This is a genomic window from Pseudomonas sp. AC255, assembly GCF_979258175.1.
In genome coordinates, this window is the sequence record NZ_OZ409841.1 from 4,473,597 (window position 1) to 4,490,545 (window position 16,949).

Annotated in this window: 15 protein-coding genes; 4 read left to right on the top strand and 11 right to left on the bottom strand. The window is 61.8% G+C overall.

The features are described from left to right. Positions 1–208: 208 nt before the first annotated feature. From ACZZ0K_RS20320 to ACZZ0K_RS20330, 3 genes are read right to left on the bottom strand one after another with little or no spacing between them, the layout of a single operon-like run. Positions 209–1,759 (bottom strand): FGGY-family carbohydrate kinase, encoded by a 1,551-nt coding sequence (locus ACZZ0K_RS20320; protein WP_258707570.1) that lies wholly within the window; start codon positions 1,757–1,759, stop codon positions 209–211. Continuing rightward, a complete protein-coding gene (locus tag ACZZ0K_RS20325; RefSeq protein WP_258707569.1) occupies positions 1,756–3,351 on the bottom strand; it encodes a glycerol-3-phosphate dehydrogenase/oxidase in 1,596 nt (531 codons plus the stop codon). The genes ACZZ0K_RS20320 and ACZZ0K_RS20325 overlap by 4 nt, the downstream gene beginning before the upstream one ends. After that, positions 3,348–4,952 carry an FAD-binding oxidoreductase gene (locus tag ACZZ0K_RS20330; RefSeq protein ID WP_258707568.1) on the bottom strand — a complete coding sequence of 535 codons (1,605 nt, stop codon included), beginning with the start codon at positions 4,950–4,952 and terminating at the stop codon, positions 3,348–3,350. Before ACZZ0K_RS20330 ends, ACZZ0K_RS20325 begins: the two co-directional genes overlap by 4 nt. A gap of 188 nt (positions 4,953–5,140) precedes the next feature. Between ACZZ0K_RS20330 and gliR the strand changes: the two genes are divergently transcribed. Beyond that, complete coding sequence (gene gliR / locus ACZZ0K_RS20335) at positions 5,141–6,157, top strand: AraC family transcriptional regulator GliR (protein WP_258707567.1); 1,017 nt, start codon at positions 5,141–5,143, stop codon at positions 6,155–6,157. A gap of 479 nt (positions 6,158–6,636) precedes the next feature. Continuing rightward, positions 6,637–7,002, top strand: a complete 366-nt coding sequence (locus ACZZ0K_RS20340) for a DUF6124 family protein (protein WP_258707566.1) — start codon at positions 6,637–6,639, stop codon at positions 7,000–7,002. A 279-nt stretch (positions 7,003–7,281) separates the two neighbouring features. On the opposite strand, the gene ACZZ0K_RS20345 is transcribed toward ACZZ0K_RS20340, so the two are convergent. The 7 genes from ACZZ0K_RS20345 to mdaB form a co-directional block, all read right to left on the bottom strand. Continuing rightward, positions 7,282–7,650, bottom strand: coding sequence for a glyoxalase superfamily protein (locus ACZZ0K_RS20345; RefSeq protein WP_016771789.1), 369 nt, complete (start codon positions 7,648–7,650; stop codon positions 7,282–7,284). 197 nt (positions 7,651–7,847) lie between these two features. Next, positions 7,848–9,305, bottom strand: a complete 1,458-nt coding sequence (locus tag ACZZ0K_RS20350) for an N-acyl-D-amino-acid deacylase family protein (RefSeq protein WP_258707565.1) — start codon at positions 9,303–9,305, stop codon at positions 7,848–7,850. Between the two features lies 1 nt (position 9,306). Then, positions 9,307–10,167: a MurR/RpiR family transcriptional regulator gene (locus tag ACZZ0K_RS20355; RefSeq protein WP_256809596.1), complete on the bottom strand. Its 861-nt coding sequence runs from the start codon at positions 10,165–10,167 to the stop codon at positions 9,307–9,309. Positions 10,168–10,183: 16 nt separating this feature from the next. After that, positions 10,184–11,533: a GntP family permease gene (locus ACZZ0K_RS20360; protein ID WP_258707564.1), complete on the bottom strand. Its 1,350-nt coding sequence runs from the start codon at positions 11,531–11,533 to the stop codon at positions 10,184–10,186. 365 nt (positions 11,534–11,898) lie between these two features. After that, positions 11,899–12,792, bottom strand: coding sequence for an NAD-dependent epimerase/dehydratase family protein (locus ACZZ0K_RS20365; RefSeq protein WP_258707563.1), 894 nt, complete (start codon positions 12,790–12,792; stop codon positions 11,899–11,901). Positions 12,793–12,895: 103 nt separating this feature from the next. Further along, complete coding sequence (locus tag ACZZ0K_RS20370; protein ID WP_256809598.1) at positions 12,896–13,807, bottom strand: LysR family transcriptional regulator; 912 nt, start codon at positions 13,805–13,807, stop codon at positions 12,896–12,898. Positions 13,808–13,915: 108 nt separating this feature from the next. Continuing rightward, complete coding sequence (gene mdaB / locus ACZZ0K_RS20375) at positions 13,916–14,506, bottom strand: NADPH:quinone oxidoreductase MdaB (RefSeq protein WP_073473897.1); 591 nt, start codon at positions 14,504–14,506, stop codon at positions 13,916–13,918. A gap of 181 nt (positions 14,507–14,687) precedes the next feature. Here mdaB and ACZZ0K_RS20380 point away from each other — a divergent pair, with 181 nt between their 5' ends. Further along, positions 14,688–15,002, top strand: coding sequence for a putative quinol monooxygenase (locus ACZZ0K_RS20380; RefSeq protein ID WP_150635979.1), 315 nt, complete (start codon positions 14,688–14,690; stop codon positions 15,000–15,002). On the opposite strand, the gene ACZZ0K_RS20385 is transcribed toward ACZZ0K_RS20380, so the two are convergent. Beyond that, positions 14,992–15,756 (bottom strand): sulfite exporter TauE/SafE family protein, encoded by a 765-nt coding sequence (locus tag ACZZ0K_RS20385; protein WP_258707562.1) that lies wholly within the window; start codon positions 15,754–15,756, stop codon positions 14,992–14,994. The two genes, ACZZ0K_RS20380 and ACZZ0K_RS20385, sit on opposite strands and share 11 nt — an antisense overlap. 232 nt (positions 15,757–15,988) lie before the next feature. Between ACZZ0K_RS20385 and ACZZ0K_RS20390 the strand changes: the two genes are divergently transcribed. After that, a complete protein-coding gene (locus ACZZ0K_RS20390; RefSeq protein WP_258707561.1) occupies positions 15,989–16,927 on the top strand; it encodes a LysR family transcriptional regulator in 939 nt (312 codons plus the stop codon). Positions 16,928–16,949 lie beyond the last annotated feature (22 nt).

Here is a 16,949-nt window from a genome sequence, read left to right on the forward strand (position 1 = left end):
GCAATCAATGAAATCATCGATTGCAGGCTAGCATATTCAGGTTCGATTGGAGTCAGGCCCGCCGAGCGGCATCGTCGATAACGGCACACCGCAATACCCCTGTGGGAGCGAGCCTGCTCGCGAAAGCGGTGGATCATTCAGATCATCATTGACTGACACTCCGCCTTCGCGAGCAGGCTCGCTCCCACAGGGGTGTATGGTGTCGGGACTATTCGGGATACCCGGTGATTTTGCGGATGCTTTGATACAGCGGTTTGAGTTGGCGATACATGCGCAGGTAAACGTCTGTGTACAGTTGCTGGTAAATCTCCTGCGCCTCGGGTTGTGGGTTAAAGACCGCTCCAACCCGAGTCATCGCCGCAATGGCCGATGGGAAATCCTTGTGCAGTCCCAACCCCACCGCACAGCAAATCGCCGCCCCCAACCCGGACGCTTCATACACATGCGGGCGTTCTGCCGGCAGGCCGAAGATGTTGGCGGTCAGTTGCATGGCGGCGTCGCTTTGTGAGCCGCCGCCAGCTACACGCAGCCGCTGGATCGAGACCTTCGAACGCCGCTCTATGTTCTCCATGCCCTGGCGCAACGCGTAGGCCAGGCCTTCGAGAATCGCGCGGTAGATGTGCGCGCGGGTGTGTACGTCGCCGAAGCCGATCATCGCGCCTTTGGCTTCCACGCCCGGTTCGCGGATGCCCGGTGACCAGTAGGGTTGCAGCATCAGGCCCATCGAGCCCGGTGGCACTTCGTTGACCAGTGCGTCGAACAGTTGCTCCGGTTCGATGCCTTGCGCTTTCGCCTGCTGCATCTCGCGCAGGCCGAATTCGTTCTTGAACCAGCTGACCATCCAGTAGCCGCGATAGATCATCACTTCGCAGTTGTACTGATCGGGCACGGCCGAGGGGTACGGTGGGATCAGCGGTACGATTTCCAGGTAGCGCGAGCGGGTGCTGGTGATCGTCGCGGTGGTGCCGTAGGACAGGCACACGGTGCGCGCATCGACCACGCCGGAGCCGATCACTTCGCAGGCCTTGTCCGCGCCCGCCGCGATCAACGGCAGCCCTTCAGGAATGCCGGTGTGCCGGGCGGCTTCGGCGCTGATGTAGCCGAGGGTTTCGCCGGGTTTGTGCAGGCTCGGCAACTGCTCCGGGCGCACCGCCAGTGCCTGCCATTTCCAGTCGCGCGGCGCCGCCCATTTCAGCCGTTTGAAGTCGAAGGGCAGATAGCCGACGCAACAGCCGATGGAGTCGACGAAGCGCCCGCACAAGCGATGGGTGAGAAAACCCGAGAGCAGCAAAAACTTGTCAGTCGCCGCCCACACCTCGGGTTGATGCCGGGCGATCCAGTTGGCCTCGGCCTGGGCGCGAAAATAATCCACCGTCGCTTGGGCGCCGACCAGTTTGAACAGCCAGCCCCACGGCCCTTTGATGCTGCCCTCGACCTCAGCCTGACGTTGATCGAGCCAGACAATTGCCGGGCGCAGCGGTTTGCCCTTGGCGTCCACGTTGATCACGGTGCCGCGCTGGGTGGTCAGTGACACGCCGGCAATCTGCGCACGGTCGATGCCGGTCTGCTGCCAGAGTTGCTGGCAGGCCTCGCCGAGTTTCGCCCAGTAATATTCCGGATCCTGCTCGGCCCAACCGGGTTGCGTCGAGTAGTACGCCTGCAAGTCGACTTTGCCTTTGCCGAGCAGATTGCCCTGCAGATCGAAGAGCAACGCGCGCACGCTCTGGGTGCCGTTGTCGATGGCTAATAGGTATTTCATGGGGTGATCTCCGGCAACCCGTGATCGCGCAGCCACAACAATCGATAACGCTGAATTTCCGCTAGCCAGCGCTCATCATCCCAGGCCAATCGTGGCTGGCACAGCGTGCGGATCGCCGGCAAATAATCCTCGCCACCGCGCGGCAGCAACAGGCCCAAACGGGTGCGGCGCAGCAGCAAATCATCCAGGTGCAGAATCATTTCCGCCTCGCAGGCGAACGCCAGTTCTGCCCACAACGTGTCGCTGGTGCCAACCGTTTCCAGACCGAGTTCGCCGAGCAATTGCGCCAGCCTCGGCAGGTCTCGACCGTGACGTCCGGCCAGGCGTCGCCATTGATTGCCACTCAGTCCCACAATCGTCAGCGGCGGCACAGCGGCGAACACCGGTGCGCCGTCATCGACAAAAGAACGCCCAAGCATCGCCGCACAAGCCTTGAGCACTTCGATCGCTTGCGGACGAAATGTGGTCAGTTTGCCGCCGGCCAAAGTCACGCAACCGGGCTCTTGCCACAGCACATGTTCGCGGGTTTCGTTCGACGGTTTGCCCTGCTGCGCACCCGTCGCGCTGCCCACCACGGGGCGCACGCCTGACCAAGTTGAAAGCACGTCGTCGACGCCCACTTCGGCGCCGGGAAATTGCTGCTGGCAAGCGGCGAGCAGATAGTCGATTTCGTCGCTGGAAATGCGCGCGCTCAAGTCGAGATCTTCGCGGTGATCGAGGTCCGTGGTGCCGACCACCGTCGCGCCTTCCCACGGAAAGACAAACACTGGGCGCCGATCGCGCTGATGCAGAAAAGTGAACGCCTGCGCCACCGGCAAGCGCCAGCCCGGCAGCAACAGATGACTGCCGCGCAACGGGCGCAATTGCTTCGTCGCTTCAGCGAGGCGCAAGCGCTCAGCCCAAGCGCCCGTAGCCACGGCCAGCACGCCAGAGCGCAATTGCAGCGTGGCGCCGCCCTCGCCATCTTCGATCTGAACCCCGCACACGCGCCCGCCTTCACGCAGCAGTTGCGTGACGCGCACACCATTAAGCACCACCGCGCCGTCGGCCCGGGCCTCGCGCAATACGCGCATCACCAGCCGCGCGTCATCGGTCAGTGCATCGACAAAACAGCTGCCGCCGAGCAGGCCGTTTTCCTTAACCCCCGGGGCGAGAAAACGCAGTTGCTGGGCGTCATGAAAAGCATGGTTGCGCCGCCCCGCCAGCGCGTCGTACACCGAGAGCAAGCCGCCCATGACGCGCGGCCCGGGAAAGCCGCCGCGATAGTGCGGCATCATGAAACTCATCGGCTCGACCAGCCCCGGCGCTTCGTCGAGCAGGCGCTGACGCTCGCGCACCGAATCGCGGGTCAGGCGCCACTGACCCTTGGCGATGTACCGCAAACCGCCGTGGACCATTTTCGATGATCGGCTGGAGGTGCCCCAGGCAAAATCGCGCTGCTCCAGCAGCAGACAACGCCAGCCCCGGCGCGCGGCTTCGCGGACGATCCCGGCGCCGCTGATGCCGCCGCCGATGACGATCAGGTCCCAGGTTTCATCCGCCAGCGTCGGCAGAATCTGCTCGCGCCATTGCGCGTTCCAGTTCGCCGTCATGGCCGCGACTCTGGCAACAGCGTGCCCGGGTTGAGGCGCCCCTCCGGGTCGAAATGTTCGCTCAGCGCCTGCAACGTCTGCAGCGCCAGCATGCCTTTTTCCCGCAGCAGATACGGCGCGTGATCCTTGCCGACGCCGTGCTGATGACTGATCGTGCCGTGGTTGTCGACGATAGTCTGGCTGGCCGCGTGTTTGAGCACCCGCCAGCGCGCCAGCGTCGCGGCATAGTCGGCGGCCGGGCGAAACACGTAAGTGGTGTAAATGCTCGAGCCTTCGCCGTAGACGTGCGAGAGATGAGTGAACACATGCACGCGCTCGCCCTCGGCGGCCAAGGCGTCGCGCAGGCTGTTTTCGATGAGGCTGAGCAAGTGGTCGACGTTGCTCCAGTCGGTGGCCGTTTCGAGGGTGTCGACCACGTAACCGGCGTTCCACAGGTTCTCGCGCAGGTAGGGAAAGCGGAAGCGGTTCTGCGCCCACTTCTTGCCCAGCAGGGTGCCGGTGAACACGCCGCCGAAGGCTTTCAGATGCTGGCGCGCGTGTTTCAGCGACAGTGCGTTTTGCTGGCGATTGCCGGTGACACCGAAGGTCAACAGGCATTTGCCGTCGCCGGCGCCACGGAGCTTGAGGTACTTTTCCAGCCAGGCGATCTGTTGCGGATGGCCGGCCAGCGCCAGTTGCGTTTCGGTTTCCACCGCGTTCGACAGACGCAGCATCGACAGCGGTACGCGCGCCTGCGCCAGTTGCCGGATTGCTTGCAGCGCGTGCGGCCAGTCGGGCAGAAACACGCCGTAGAAACGCTCGTCCGCCGGCAACGCGCTGACCCGCACTTTGACTTCGGAAATGATCCCGAAACGGCCTTCGCAACCGAGCACCACTTCACGCAGATCCGGGCCGGCGGCCGACGCGGGAAAGGTTGGAATCTGCAGAGGCCCGGCGAACGTTTCCAGGGTGCCGCCAGCGAACAATTGCTCGATCCGCCCGTAGCGCAACGACTGCTGGCCGCTGGAACGACTGGCCACCCAACCGCCCAGCGTCGACAGCTCCCACGACTGCGGGAAATGTCCCAGCGTGTAGCCGCGCGCGCGCAATTGGCTTTCGACTTGCGGCCCGCTGGCGCCGGGGCCGAACGTCGCCAGCAGGCTGTGTTCGTCGAGGTCGGTCAGGCGATTCATCCGCGCCAGCGACACCGTCAGCACTGGGCGCGCGGAGTTTGGCGGATTGATGTGCCCGGCCACCGACGTGCCGCCGCCATAGGGAATCAGGCACAGATCCTGATCATGGGCGAGCGCCAGCAATTGGCGGATCTGCTCGGCGGTTTCGGGAAAGGCCACGGCATCGGGATACGTGCCCAGCGCACCTTCGCGTAATGCCAACCAGTCCGGCAGGCTCTGGCCGCGGGCGTGCAGCAGGCGATCGTGAGTATCGACGCTGTACAAGCGATGAGGCACCAGACGCGAGGTCGGCACTTGCGCCAACGCCGCCGCCAGGGTCGCATCGGGCAACGCGTGGCCAGCGCCCAAGCGTTCATGGAGAAACGTCGCGCCTTGGGCCGGCAGTTCGACCACCGTGCCTGCCTCTCCCCAGCCGTTCCAGCGTCGCATGCGTGTGTCCTTTTTCTGCCGTTGGATCAAGCTTGCATACTAGTCAGCGCTGGAGATCTGTCACGGTCGCATCCGGCCAGAACCTGTAGCGAATGGCGCCAAACGTCCGGGCATTTACTTTCGCCGGGCAATCCACTTACCTTGCGGCATTCATTCGCTCACGCGCCGTCGATCAAAGGACCGCGACCATGCCATCGCTCGGCTTCACTTCCGTTCCGCCGCTGCTCAAATACCTGCGTCACGCCGAACAGTTGGGCATGGCCATCGAGCCTGCGTTGGCGGCGGCCGGGTTGCAGGCGCAGCAGTTGAGCGACAACACCTTGCGCCTGCCGGGTGAGGTTCACGAACGCTTGCTGGATTATTTCTGCGAGCACTCCGGCGATGGGTTGTTCGGGCTGCATGCGGCGAATTTCGTCCTGCCCAATTCGTGGAGCGTGCTCGGTTACATCACCATGAATTGCGCGACGCTGGGCGATGCGATGAGCCGGATCATGCCGTTCGAAAAACTCGTCGGCGACATGGGTGTCAGCCGCGCCGAGGTGCAGGGCGAGCACGTGCATCTGATCTGGACCTGCCGCTACGAGCGGCCACGGATTCGTCGGCATCTGGTGGAAAATGTGCTCGGTTCGTGGCTGCACTACGCGCGCTGGATCGCCGACACGCAGCTGTCGCCGGCCTTCGTATGGCTGGAGCATGCGCGGCCGAATGAGGTAACGCAGGCCGAATACGAGGCGTTTTTCGGCTGCCCGGTGCTGTTCGATCAGGCGTGTTCGGCGCTGGTGGTGCCGCTGGATTATTTGCAGTTGCCGCTGCGCCAGGCCGATGCGCAATTGCTGCGAACCCTGGAAGAACACGCGATGGGTTTGCTGGCGACGCTGGAAGATGCGTCGCTGGCGCAGCAGGTGAAAAACATTCTGCGCGGTTTGCTCAAGGAGGGCCTGCCGCGCAAGGAGCAAGTGGCGGAGCAGCTCAGCGTCTCGGTGCGCACGTTGCAGCGGCAATTGCAGCAGGTCGGGACGTCGTATCAGCAGATTCTTGATGAGCTGCGTCAGGAACTGGCCGAGCACTATTTGCTCAACAGCACGTTGCCGATTCAGGACATTGCGCAGTATCTGGGTTTTACCGAACCGCGCTCGTTTCATCGCACGTTCAAGAGCTGGCGCGGGATGCCGCCGGGGGAGTTTCGGCTGCGGAATCGGCGGTGATGCTGATGGGCTCTTCGCGAGCAGGCTCGCTCCCACAGTAGTTCTCGGTTGCCTGCATTTCCGAGTTCACCGCAGACCCCTTGTGGGAGCGAGCCTGCTCGCGAAGGCGTCATTTGCCACACCGATTAAACACGTCTTGGCACAACTGTTTAAAGCCGCCAGACATTCAGCGAAACCACCCACAATTCCTTGCGCCGCTGCCTACGCCTGCGCCAGAATCCGCCGGCTTGTGCGCCTTGGGGCCTGCCGGTAACTTGATTCGGTCACTGATTTCTCAGTGATCGAGCTTAGCGGCTCGGACAGCATTCCGGTTGTACAAGTCCAATCCGGTCAGGCTCACGCCTGCACTCGATGGTGGCTGTGCGCATGGCATCTTCGGATGCACCGGGTTGAATGCTTACCGGTCCGCTAACTTGCGCACAGCTGCCTCCCTTTGCTTAGCGGCGAAACGGATGCAGCTTCATAAGAGGCAAGCATTCATGTTCAAAGTAACCCCAAACCCGCCACCCACCGACCCGGCATCCCCCTACGAATCCGCCGACTCGAAGAAATTCCACGAAGCCGCCGACCGCGCCCTCGACCATTACCTCGGCCCATCCAGCGCTGAATTCATGGCCCCGCCCTACAAATCCAACACGCTGTACATTGCCAATCCCGAGGCCGACAACGAATCGCTGTTGGCCGACGCCTGCGAAACGTTGGGGTCGGCGACGGTGATGCTCAACGATCAGGCGGGGCTGGTGAACGGCTCGCAACGCAAGACGTTGCAGGGCATTGCGCAGATTGTGATGGTTGCGGAGATGGCAGTGAATCGGGTGCTGGATCGGTTGGTGCCGACTGATTGAGGGTTTTTGAGGAATTTGGTGTGGGCTGGTTTTGTGGGGTGTCAGGGGTTGCCCTCACCCCAGCCCTCTCCCAGAGGAAGAGGGGGCCGACCCAGCTGTCTTGCGTTGTCCGTCGACCTGAAAGACCAAGTCGATTGTGGATTCGACGCCATGCATTCAATTCGATTATGGATTCAGCACAGCACATTCAGGTCGGCGTAACTCCCGAGCTCCCGCAATCGGTCCCCTCTCCCCCGGGAGAGGGCTAGGGTGAGGGGCTTTTGATCTTGGGCGCCAAGCTCAAAGACTGATCGCATTGGTAAACACCAACCGATTGCCAAACGGATCGGCAATCGTCATGTCCTGACTGCCCCACGGCATCGCCTGAATCTGCGGATGGGAAAACTTGTAATCCTTGGCCATCAGCTGCTGCTGAAACGCCTCCAGCTCATCGGTCTCGATACGCAGCGCCGAACCCGGGCAGGCATCGCCGTGATGCTCGGACAGATGCAGCACGCACTCGCCCCGCGACACCTGCAGATACAGCGGAAAATTCGCTTCGAAGCGGTGCTGCCAGTCGATCTTGAAACCAAGAAAATCGACGTAGAACTCGACAGCCTTGGCCTCATCGAAGATCCGCAGGATCGGGGTGGTTTTGCCGAAGCTCATGGGGTGCTCCCTGACTGATTGGCCCCACAGTGTAGATGGGGAGGATGTCAGCAAATCGGCTTGTGGATGGCTTTCTTTAATTGCACAGTGCCACTATGAGACATAGATCAAAAGATCGCAGCCTTCGGCAGCTCCTACATTGGAATCCGATCTCCTGTAGGAGCTGCCGAAGGCTGCGATCTTTGGCGCCATCATCATCAATAAAATCCTTCGCGCAAATTACCTTCGCGAGCCAGAAACCGCCCTGCCCTGCTGCCATTCGCCTGTCCGTCGCGATAACTCAACACGCCGTTGACCCAAACCCCGTCAATCCCCTGCGCCGCCCGCTGCGGATCGTTGAAATCGGCCACGTCACGCACGGTCGCCGGATCGAACAACACCAGATCCGCCCAATGCCCTTCACGAATCTCGCCCCTTTCCTGCAAGCCAAAACGCGCCGCCGACAGGCCGGTCATCTTGTGCACGGCGGTGTGCAGTGGAAACAACCCGACGTCGCGACTGAAATGGCCCAGCACCCGTGGGAAAGCGCCCCACAGGCGCGGATGCGGGAGCGGGTCTTCGGGCAGTCCGTCAGAGCCGACCATCGAAAGCGGATGGGCGAGGATTCTTCTGACGTCGGCCTCGTCCATGCCGTAATACACCGCCCCCGCCGGTTGCAGACGTTTCGCGGTTTCTTCCAGCGACAGTTTCCATTCGCCAGCGATGTCGATCAGGTCGCGCCCGCTGACTTCCGGATGCGGTGTTGACCAGGTAATGGTGATGCGGTGCGCGTCGGTGACTTGCTTCAAATCCAGGGTCGAAGAACTCGCCGCATAGGGATAGCAATCGCAGCCGACCGGATGGGTTTTCGCTGCCTCTTCCAGCGCTGCGAGCAATTGCGGACTGCGCCCCCAGTTACCGACGCCGGCGCATTTGAGGTGGGAAATGATCACCGGCGATTGCGCGTGTCGGCCGATTTGAAATGCTTCGTCCATCGCCTCCAGCACCGGGGCGAATTCGCTGCGCAGATGGGTGGTGTACACCGCGCCGAACGCCGTCAGTTCTTCGGTCAGTTGCATGACCTCATCGGTGGACGCGTTGAAGGCGCTGGCGTAGGCCAGGCCTGTGGATAAACCCAACGCGCCGGCCTCCAGGCTGTCGCGCAACTGCTCGCGCATGGCGGCGATTTCGCCGGGTGTCGCGGTGCGCAACAAATCGTCGAGGTGATTGCTGCGCAGCGCGGTGTGGCCGACTAGCGCGGCGACGTTCAACGTGGGGTTGGCCGCTTCGACGGCAGCGCGGTAGTCGCTGAAACGCGGGTAGACGAACGCCGCTGCGCTGCCGAGCAGGTTCATCGGATCCGGCGGATTGCCCTTCAAGGTGACCGGCGAAGCACTGATGCCGCAATTGCCGACAATCACCGTGGTCACGCCTTGGCTGAGCTTGGGCAGCATCTCGGGTTGGCGGATGACCACGGTGTCGTCGTGGGTGTGCACGTCGATGAAACCCGGCGCCAGCACCCGGCCGGCGGCGTCGGTTTCTTCGCTGGCGCGGGCGTCAGGCAGATCGCCGATGCGCTCGATGCGGCCATTGAGAATCGCCACGTCTGCGCGGTAGCCCGGCGTGTTGCTGCCGTCGATAACCAGCGCGTTGCGGATCAGGGTGTCGTACTGCATGTCAGTCTCCCAGCGGCAGGTGATCGTCGCCGCCACGGTATTCGTCGAGGGCGAGTTTGATTCGCCGCAGACGTTCTTGATTGTCTTCAGGGCTGGCCAGCGCCAGTTCGGTGGCGAGCACGTCGATGGCCAACAGCATGCCGTAGCGCGCCGCCGTCGGTTTGTAGATGAACGAGGTTTCCGCGCCTTGCAGCGGCAGGACGACGTCGGCCAGTTCCGCCAGTGGTGAATCGCCGCGAGTGATGGCGAGAATGCGCGCGCCGTAGTTGCGCGCCAGCTCCACGGTTTCCAAAAGCTCCGGAGTGATGCCGGTCAGCGAGCAGGCGATCAGCACTTGCTCGGCGTTCAAACTGGCGGCGGTGACGCGCATCATCACCGCGTCATGACACACCGCAATCGGGTAACCGAGGCGCACCAGACGCACCTGCAGTTCATCGCTGCACAGGGTCGAGCAACCGCCCATGCCGAACGCGTGAATCATCCGCGCCTGGCTGAGCAATTTCACTGCGTCGGCGAACCGCGATTCGTCAAATCCGGCCAGATGCTGGCGCAGGGTGGTTTCGATGTCGCCGACGATCTGCCCATAGAACGCCGACTGCTCGGGCGTGCCTGCCGGGTCGAGAAACCGGCTGCCAACGCCGCTGGCCTGGGCCAGTTGCAGACGTAGATCACGCAGGTCACGGCAGCCGACCGTGCGGGCAAAGCGCGACAGCGTGGCGGTGCTGACCTCGGCCCGGTGCGCGAGGTCTTCGAGGCTGGCGCTGGCGGCAAACCCGACATCGTCGAGCATCAACCGCGCAATGCGCCCCTCGCCGGCGCTGAAGGAATCCTGGCGGGCGCGGATCTGGTAGAGGATGTCCATGGGCGGCGGGCTCCGGTTACAGCAGGTAGGAAAGGCCGACGGTCAGCGCGAAAGCGACCAGCGAAATCAGCGTCTCGAGCACGGTCCAGGTCTTGAACGTCTGCGCGACTGTCATGTTGAAGTATTCCTTGATCAACCAGAAGCCGCCGTCGTTGACGTGGGAAAAGATAACCGAGCCGGCGCCGGTCGCCAGCACCAAAAGCTCAGGGTGTGGATAACCCAGACCGATGGCCACCGGCGCGACAACGCCTGATGCGGTGGTCATCGCCACGGTGGCCGAGCCAGTGGCAACGCGCATCAGCGCAGCGAACAACCAGCCCATGATCAGCGGCGACAGGTGAAATTCGTGAGCGAGGCCGACGATCTGATCGGTGACGCCGGCATCCACCAGAATCCGGTTCAAGCCGCCACCAGCACCGACCAGCAAGGTGATGCTGGCGGTGGGCGCGAGGCATTCGTTGGTGAATTTGAGGATCGATTCGCGGTTGAAACCTTGGGCAATCCCTAGCGTCCAGAAGCTCAGCAAAGTCGCCAGCAACAGCGCGATCACCGAATTGCCGATGAACAGCAGGAACTGGTTGAAAGCGCTGCCGGGAGTGGAAATCAGATTGGCCCAGCCGCCGATCAGCATCAGCACCACCGGCAGCAGAATGGTTGCCATGGTGATGCCGAAACCCGGCAATCTGTCGCGCGGCTCGCGCTCGAGAAATTGCTTTTCCAACGGGTTGTCCGCCGGCAATTGAATGCGCGGCACGATGAATTTCGCGTACAGCGGGCCGGCGATGATCGCGGTCGGAATGCCGATCGCGATCGCGTACAACAAGGTCTGCCCGACCGACGCCTGATAGGCCTGCACCGCGAGCATCGCCGCCGGGTGCGGCGGCACCAGCGCATGCACCACCGAGAGCCCGGCAACCATCGGCAGACCGACCATCAGAATCGACACGCCAACGCGGCGGGCGACGGTGAAGGCGATTGGCACCAGCAGGACGAAACCGACTTCGAAGAACAGCGGCAGACCGACCAGAAACGCGATGCAGACCATCGCCCAATGCGCGTTCTTCTCGCCGAATCGCTCGATCAGCGTGCGCGCCATCTGCTCGGCTCCACCGGACTCGGCCATCATCTTGCCGAGCATCGTCCCCAACGCCACCACCAGCGCAATATGCCCCAACGTCTTGCCGACGCCCGCCTCATACGCACCGACCACCGCCGACGGCGGCATCCCGGCCACCAACGCCAGGCCCAGGGAAATCAGGGTGATGACAATGAACGGATTGAGCCGGTAACGGGCGATCAACACGATCAGCGCGATGATGGCCACGGCGGCGTAGACCAGCAGCCAATAGCCGAAGGAAAGCGTCATGCGGTACTCCTCGAAAGGGTCACGTTCGAATGGGTTGTGAAACTCATAAATCATTTCGAGATAGAGATTTCAAACCGCATGAAATTAATTTTCGTGGAGAGACAAGGTGTGTCGCTGATGGGTATGGCGTGTCGTGATTAATGAAAATCGGAGGGCGGGATTTTCATGGCTTCCTGGCCACCACAAAGTCCCTGTGGGAGCTGGCTTGCCAGCGATGACGGCGCCACGTTCAACATGGGTGGCGACTGATCCACCGCTATCGCTGGCAAGCCAGCTCCCACAGGAATTACATTTTTCCAGGCAGAACGCGGTCACCTGTGGGAGCGAGCCTGCTCGCGAATGGCTTCACTCGGTGCGCGCTGGACTCACACCATTTCGTTACGAATCCATTCAACCACCGACGTGCGCTTCGGCGTCCAGCCCAGCAGTTCCCGGGCGTGTTTGCCGCGTACGCGGCTGTTGGAACCGAGGCCGTAGTTGGCCATTTCGTAGCCCCATTCGGCTTCGGCGTCTTGCAATGGCCAGTCTTGCGGTTCGCCCAGATTGAGGGCTTCGGCCATGGCGGTGGTCATGTCGATGAACGAGGCTTCACCGCTCTCGACAAAGTAGAAAGTGCCCGGCACATTCCTGGTCAGCGCCAGCAGATACAAGGCGACGACGTCTTCGATGTGCACGTTGGACCAGATGTTCTGCCCTGTCCCGACGTGGCGCACCACGCCGCTTTTGCGCGCCTGCTTGAGCAGTCGCGGCAATTGCACGCTGTCGCGTTTGACGCCCAGGCTGTGGCCGTAAATCAAGGTGTTGCAGATCACCGCCGAGTTCACGCCATCCTTCGCCGCCGCGAGCACCAGGTTGTCGATGGCTACGCGATCGGCCTTATCGACAGTCGGTTCCGGCAGGTGGTCTTCGTAATAAATGTCATCGCTGGATTTGCCGCCGGAAGCGTCGCCGACAATGCTCGAACCGCTGGTGTGCAGAAAGACTTTATTAGAGCCGCGCAAAGCGTCGAGTAACGCTTCAACCGCACCGCGATGATCGCTGCTCGCAGCGTTGATCACCGCATCAGCGGCACGCGCCTGTTGCGCCAGCAACTGGCTGTCATCAAGGGTGCCGATCAGCGCATTCATGCCCAACGCTTTCAGCTCATCAGCCTGCTCGGCGCTGCGCACCAGACCTGTAACTGTGTGCCCGGCCCGCACCAGGCCGGTGGCGATGGAACCGCCGATAAAACCGGCAGCGCCTGTAACGAATACGTTCATGGAGAAACTCCCTGCGTGAATAAGTAATGCAGCGAGTATCGACTGATGAACCCCAGCGAAAAACCCGCTCTCGGCCAATTCACTCTTGCGCAGGGATCACGAATCAGCCCTTGAATTTGGCGCTGGCGTAGGCGGCGAGTTTGCTCTGGATAAAGTCGAGGAAGCACTGAATGCGCAACGCCAGTTGCGAGTTGCGGTAGTACACGGCGTTGATCGGCTGGCGATAGCCACTGTTGAATTCACCGAGCAGGACTTTCAGGCGCCCGGCGCGGATGTCGTCGATGGTCATGAAGTGCGACAGGCAGGCGATGCCCTGCCCCTCCAGCGCCAAATGGCGCACGGTCTCACCACTGGAAGCGCTGATTGCCGGGCTGATCGGCCAGCGGTCGCCATGCACATAGCGCAGCGGCCACTGGTTGAGGCCTTCGTTCTGGGTGAAGCCGAGCAACGTGTGTTCGCTCAAATCCGCCACTTGTCGTGGCGCACCGTGTTTTTTCAAATAGGCGGGGCTGGCGACGATCATTAATGGGCTGCAACCGAGCGAACGCGCATGCAGCGTCGAATCGGCGAGGGTGCCGATGCGGATGGCGACGTCGGTGCTTTGTTCAAGCAGGTCAATGATCAGGTCATTGCTGTTGAGTTCGAGTTGGATGTCCGGGTACAGCTGCCGGAATTCGTCGATGTAGGGGACGATGGCGTGGAGCATGAACGGCGAGGCGGCGTTGATGCGCAGGCGCCCGGACGGAGTTTGCTGGCGCGAAGACAGACGCTCTTCGAGTTGATCCATCTGGTCGAGAATCAACTTGGCCTGTTCGAAGAAATACTTGCCCTCCTCGGTCAGGTCCATGCGTCGCGTGGTGCGGTTGATCAGCGTGGTGTCGAGCTTGGCTTCGAGCTTCGACAGCGTGCGACTGACGGCCGACGGCGTCTGGCCGACCTGCTCGGCGGCGGCGGAAATCGAACCGCACTCGATCACGCAGACGAAAATCTGCAACTCATCGGATCTGGCTTTCACGGGTGTCCTCTTTGGAATCGCCAAGATCGCAACCAATCGCCATGCCCCCTGCAGGAGCTGCCGAAGGCCGCGATCTTTTGCTGTATCCGGATAGTAGCCCGAAACCCATCAAGCCTTGAGGCCAAACACCTCAGTCAGATGCTGCTCATAGCGCACCACATCATTCTCGATATTCGGACGCTTCATTACGTCGACGCAGAGGAAGGTCGGCAGCGCGGTCATGCCCAGAAACTCATTGGCCTTGTGGAACGGGAAGTACACGGCGTCCACGCCTTTGGCTTCGAAGAAATCCGTCGGGTCATCGAAGGCTTGCTGCGGCGCGTTCCAGGTCAGCGACAGCATGTATTGCTTGCCCTGAATCAGACCGCCACTGCCGTACTTCTGCGAAGCATCGGAACGGGTGCGGCCGTCGCTGGCGTAGAGGCTGCCGTGACCTTCGGTGAAGACTTCGTCGAGGTACTTTTTCACCGTCCACGGCGCGCCCATCCACCAGCCCGGCATCTGATAAATGATGACGTCGGCCCAGAGGAATTTCGCCACTTCCTCGGCAACGTCGTAGCCCTCATCAATGAAGGTGGTCTTGACGTCGACACCGCCGCGATCGAGCACGCTCAGCGCGGTTTCGTGCAAGGTGGCGTTGTAGCGGCCATCGGAGTGGGCGAATTTTTTACCGCCATTGAGCAACAGCACTTTCTTCATCGGAAAACCTCGGCGCAGCCTTCAAGGCTGGATTGAAACAGAAATTGGAATGGCGGCAGATTAACCATCGATCTCGCGCGGAAACAGCCACATCGACGCAAAATACATTTGATCAAAACGCACGAATCGATCGCCAATTGTTGCCGTAGCATCGCCGCTTTCTGCTTTTGAGGAAGTTGTGATGAGTGAACGCCAGGGTTTCATCCTGCACGCCAAGACCCGCCCGGAAAAAGCCGCCGAATTCGAAGCGCTGTTCCGCGCTTACGTCGAGCCGAGCCGCGCCGAACCGGGCTGCATCGAGTACCACATGCTGCGCGACAATGAAGATCCGACGCTGTTTATCTTCTACGAGATCTGGGCCAGCCAGGCGCATCTGGATGAGCACTCGGCATTGCCACACATGAAAGCGTTTTTCGCCAGGCGCATGGACTATCTTGAGCGCGATTTCGATATCCGCGCGATCGACATGCTCAGCGAATCGTCGGCTAGCCGCTGATCAGCAAATGGGCGCCGAGCGCGCCCATTCCGATAAAGAACACCCGCTTGAACAGCACCGCACTGATGCGCTGACGCAGCCACTGACCGAGCCACATGCCAAGCATGGCCGGGATCAGCGCCAGCAGCGAGGCGCTCAATTCGCCACCGCCGAGTGCGTCGTGCCAGAGCAGCCCAGCGGCCAGCGCCAGGGTCGAGACGGTGAAGGACAGGCCGAGCGCCTGCACCAGCTCATCGCGGCTCAGCCCCAGCGCTTGCAGGTACGGCACCGCCGGAATCACGAAGACGCCGGTGGCGCAGGTGATGACGCCGGTGATCAGGCCACACAGCGGGCCGAGCCACGATTCATGCGCGGATTTGACGTGTAGCGTGGGCAAGAACAATCCGCTCAATGCATACAGCAACAGCGCCGCGCCAAGTCCGCGCACTACCCAATGTCCGCTGGACATGCCGAGCCAGAGGGTGCCGATGCCGGTGCCGAGGAAGATCATCAGCAGCATGGGCCAGAGGCGTTTGATCAATCCTTGCAGATGACCGCCGAAGGCCAGTTGCCAGAGGTTGGTCAGGGTCGCGGGGACGATCAACAAAGCGGCTGCCTGCGCCGGCGCCATAGCCAGACCGAGCAGGCCCATCGCGACAGTGGGCAGGCCGAGGCCGATCACGCCTTTGACCGTGCCGGCGAGGAGGAAGGTGGCGATGACCAGTAGAGAAAGGGTCAGGCCGAGGGTTTGGTAGAAGTCGGTCAGTGTGTGCATTGGGGTAATGTGCACTGATCCGGGCTGGGGGAAAATCTGCCATATACTTAGGCAGCCTCTTCCTTTGCAAGAGGCTGATATTTGCAGTGATGCATCTGGCCTCATCGCTGGCAAGCCAGCTCCCACAGAATCTCGGTTGTTCATCCATTTAGAGATCAACAAGAAACCTGTGGGAGCTGGCTTGCCAGCGAAAGGGCCAGCCCAGACACCATAAAAATCAGAGGCAAACCCCATGCACTTCGACCTCACCGACCTGCGCCTCTACCTGCACATTCTCGACACCGGCAACATCACCGCCGGCGCCGCCCGCAGCCACTTGTCCCTCGCCGCCGCCAGCGCCCGAATCCGCGCGATGGAAGCCTCGCTGGGCGCCGAATTCCTCGAGCGTGGTCGGCGCGGCGTCACCCCGACGCCGGCCGGTAAAGCCCTCGCCCGCCACGCGCGCATTCTTTTGCAACAGGCCGAACGCATGCAGCAGGATCTGGCCGATTACGCGCAAGGCGTCAAAGGCCAGGTGCGGCTGTTGTGCAACACCACGGCGATCACCGAGTACCTGCCAGAAGTGCTCGCGGACTTTTTGCGCAGCCATCCCAATCTCGACATCGATCTACAGGAACTGCCCAGTGCGCGAATTACCCATGCCTTGCGTGAAGGCGCAGCGGATCTGGGGATTGTGTCCGACGCGGTCGACACCAACGGCCTGCAGACCCAGGCGTTTCGCGACGATCCGCTGGTGCTGATTCTGCCGCTTGATCACCCGTTGTCTGACGCCGCCGAGGTCAGTTTCAGCGACGCGTTGCAGCACGACTTTGTCGGATTGAGCGCCGACAGCGCATTGGCGATTTATCTGGAAGAACAGGCGCTGCACAGCGGCGCGCGGATGCAGGTGCGCATTCGCGCCGATGGCTTTGATGGCGCGATGCGTATGGTCGCCCGAGGGGCGGGACTGGCCATCGTGCCCTTGGCCGCTGTCGAACGCGCGACGGTCGAACGCTTCAAATGTGTGGCGCTCAATGAACCGTGGGCGCGCCGCACGTTATTGCTCTGCGCGAGAGACTTCGCCGCGCTGCCCGGTTATGCCCAGGCATTGTTACAAGCGCTCAGCGCTGCGCGCGTTTCTGAGCACACCGATGTCGACCCCAGACAACTGAGCGGCGACCGGCCGCTATAGGGTGCGACTTCAATTCTCAAGT

Coding starts and splice junctions, on each gene's coding strand:
- ACZZ0K_RS20380 (WP_150635979.1), top strand. CDS start 14,688: ATGAGTGAACGCCAGGGTTTCATCCTGCACGCCAAGACCCGCCCGGAA.
- ACZZ0K_RS20385 (WP_258707562.1), bottom strand. CDS start 15,756: ATGCACACACTGACCGACTTCTACCAAACCCTCGGCCTGACCCTTTCT.
- ACZZ0K_RS20365 (WP_258707563.1), bottom strand. CDS start 12,792: ATGAACGTATTCGTTACAGGCGCTGCCGGTTTTATCGGCGGTTCCATC.
- ACZZ0K_RS20345 (WP_016771789.1), bottom strand. CDS start 7,650: ATGAGCTTCGGCAAAACCACCCCGATCCTGCGGATCTTCGATGAGGCC.
- mdaB (WP_073473897.1), bottom strand. CDS start 14,506: ATGAAGAAAGTGCTGTTGCTCAATGGCGGTAAAAAATTCGCCCACTCC.
- ACZZ0K_RS20360 (WP_258707564.1), bottom strand. CDS start 11,533: ATGACGCTTTCCTTCGGCTATTGGCTGCTGGTCTACGCCGCCGTGGCC.
- ACZZ0K_RS20350 (WP_258707565.1), bottom strand. CDS start 9,305: ATGCAGTACGACACCCTGATCCGCAACGCGCTGGTTATCGACGGCAGC.
- ACZZ0K_RS20340 (WP_258707566.1), top strand. CDS start 6,637: ATGTTCAAAGTAACCCCAAACCCGCCACCCACCGACCCGGCATCCCCC.
- ACZZ0K_RS20390 (WP_258707561.1), top strand. CDS start 15,989: ATGCACTTCGACCTCACCGACCTGCGCCTCTACCTGCACATTCTCGAC.
- ACZZ0K_RS20355 (WP_256809596.1), bottom strand. CDS start 10,167: ATGGACATCCTCTACCAGATCCGCGCCCGCCAGGATTCCTTCAGCGCC.
- ACZZ0K_RS20325 (WP_258707569.1), bottom strand. CDS start 3,351: ATGACGGCGAACTGGAACGCGCAATGGCGCGAGCAGATTCTGCCGACG.
- gliR (WP_258707567.1), top strand. CDS start 5,141: ATGCCATCGCTCGGCTTCACTTCCGTTCCGCCGCTGCTCAAATACCTG.
- ACZZ0K_RS20320 (WP_258707570.1), bottom strand. CDS start 1,759: ATGAAATACCTATTAGCCATCGACAACGGCACCCAGAGCGTGCGCGCG.
- ACZZ0K_RS20330 (WP_258707568.1), bottom strand. CDS start 4,952: ATGCGACGCTGGAACGGCTGGGGAGAGGCAGGCACGGTGGTCGAACTG.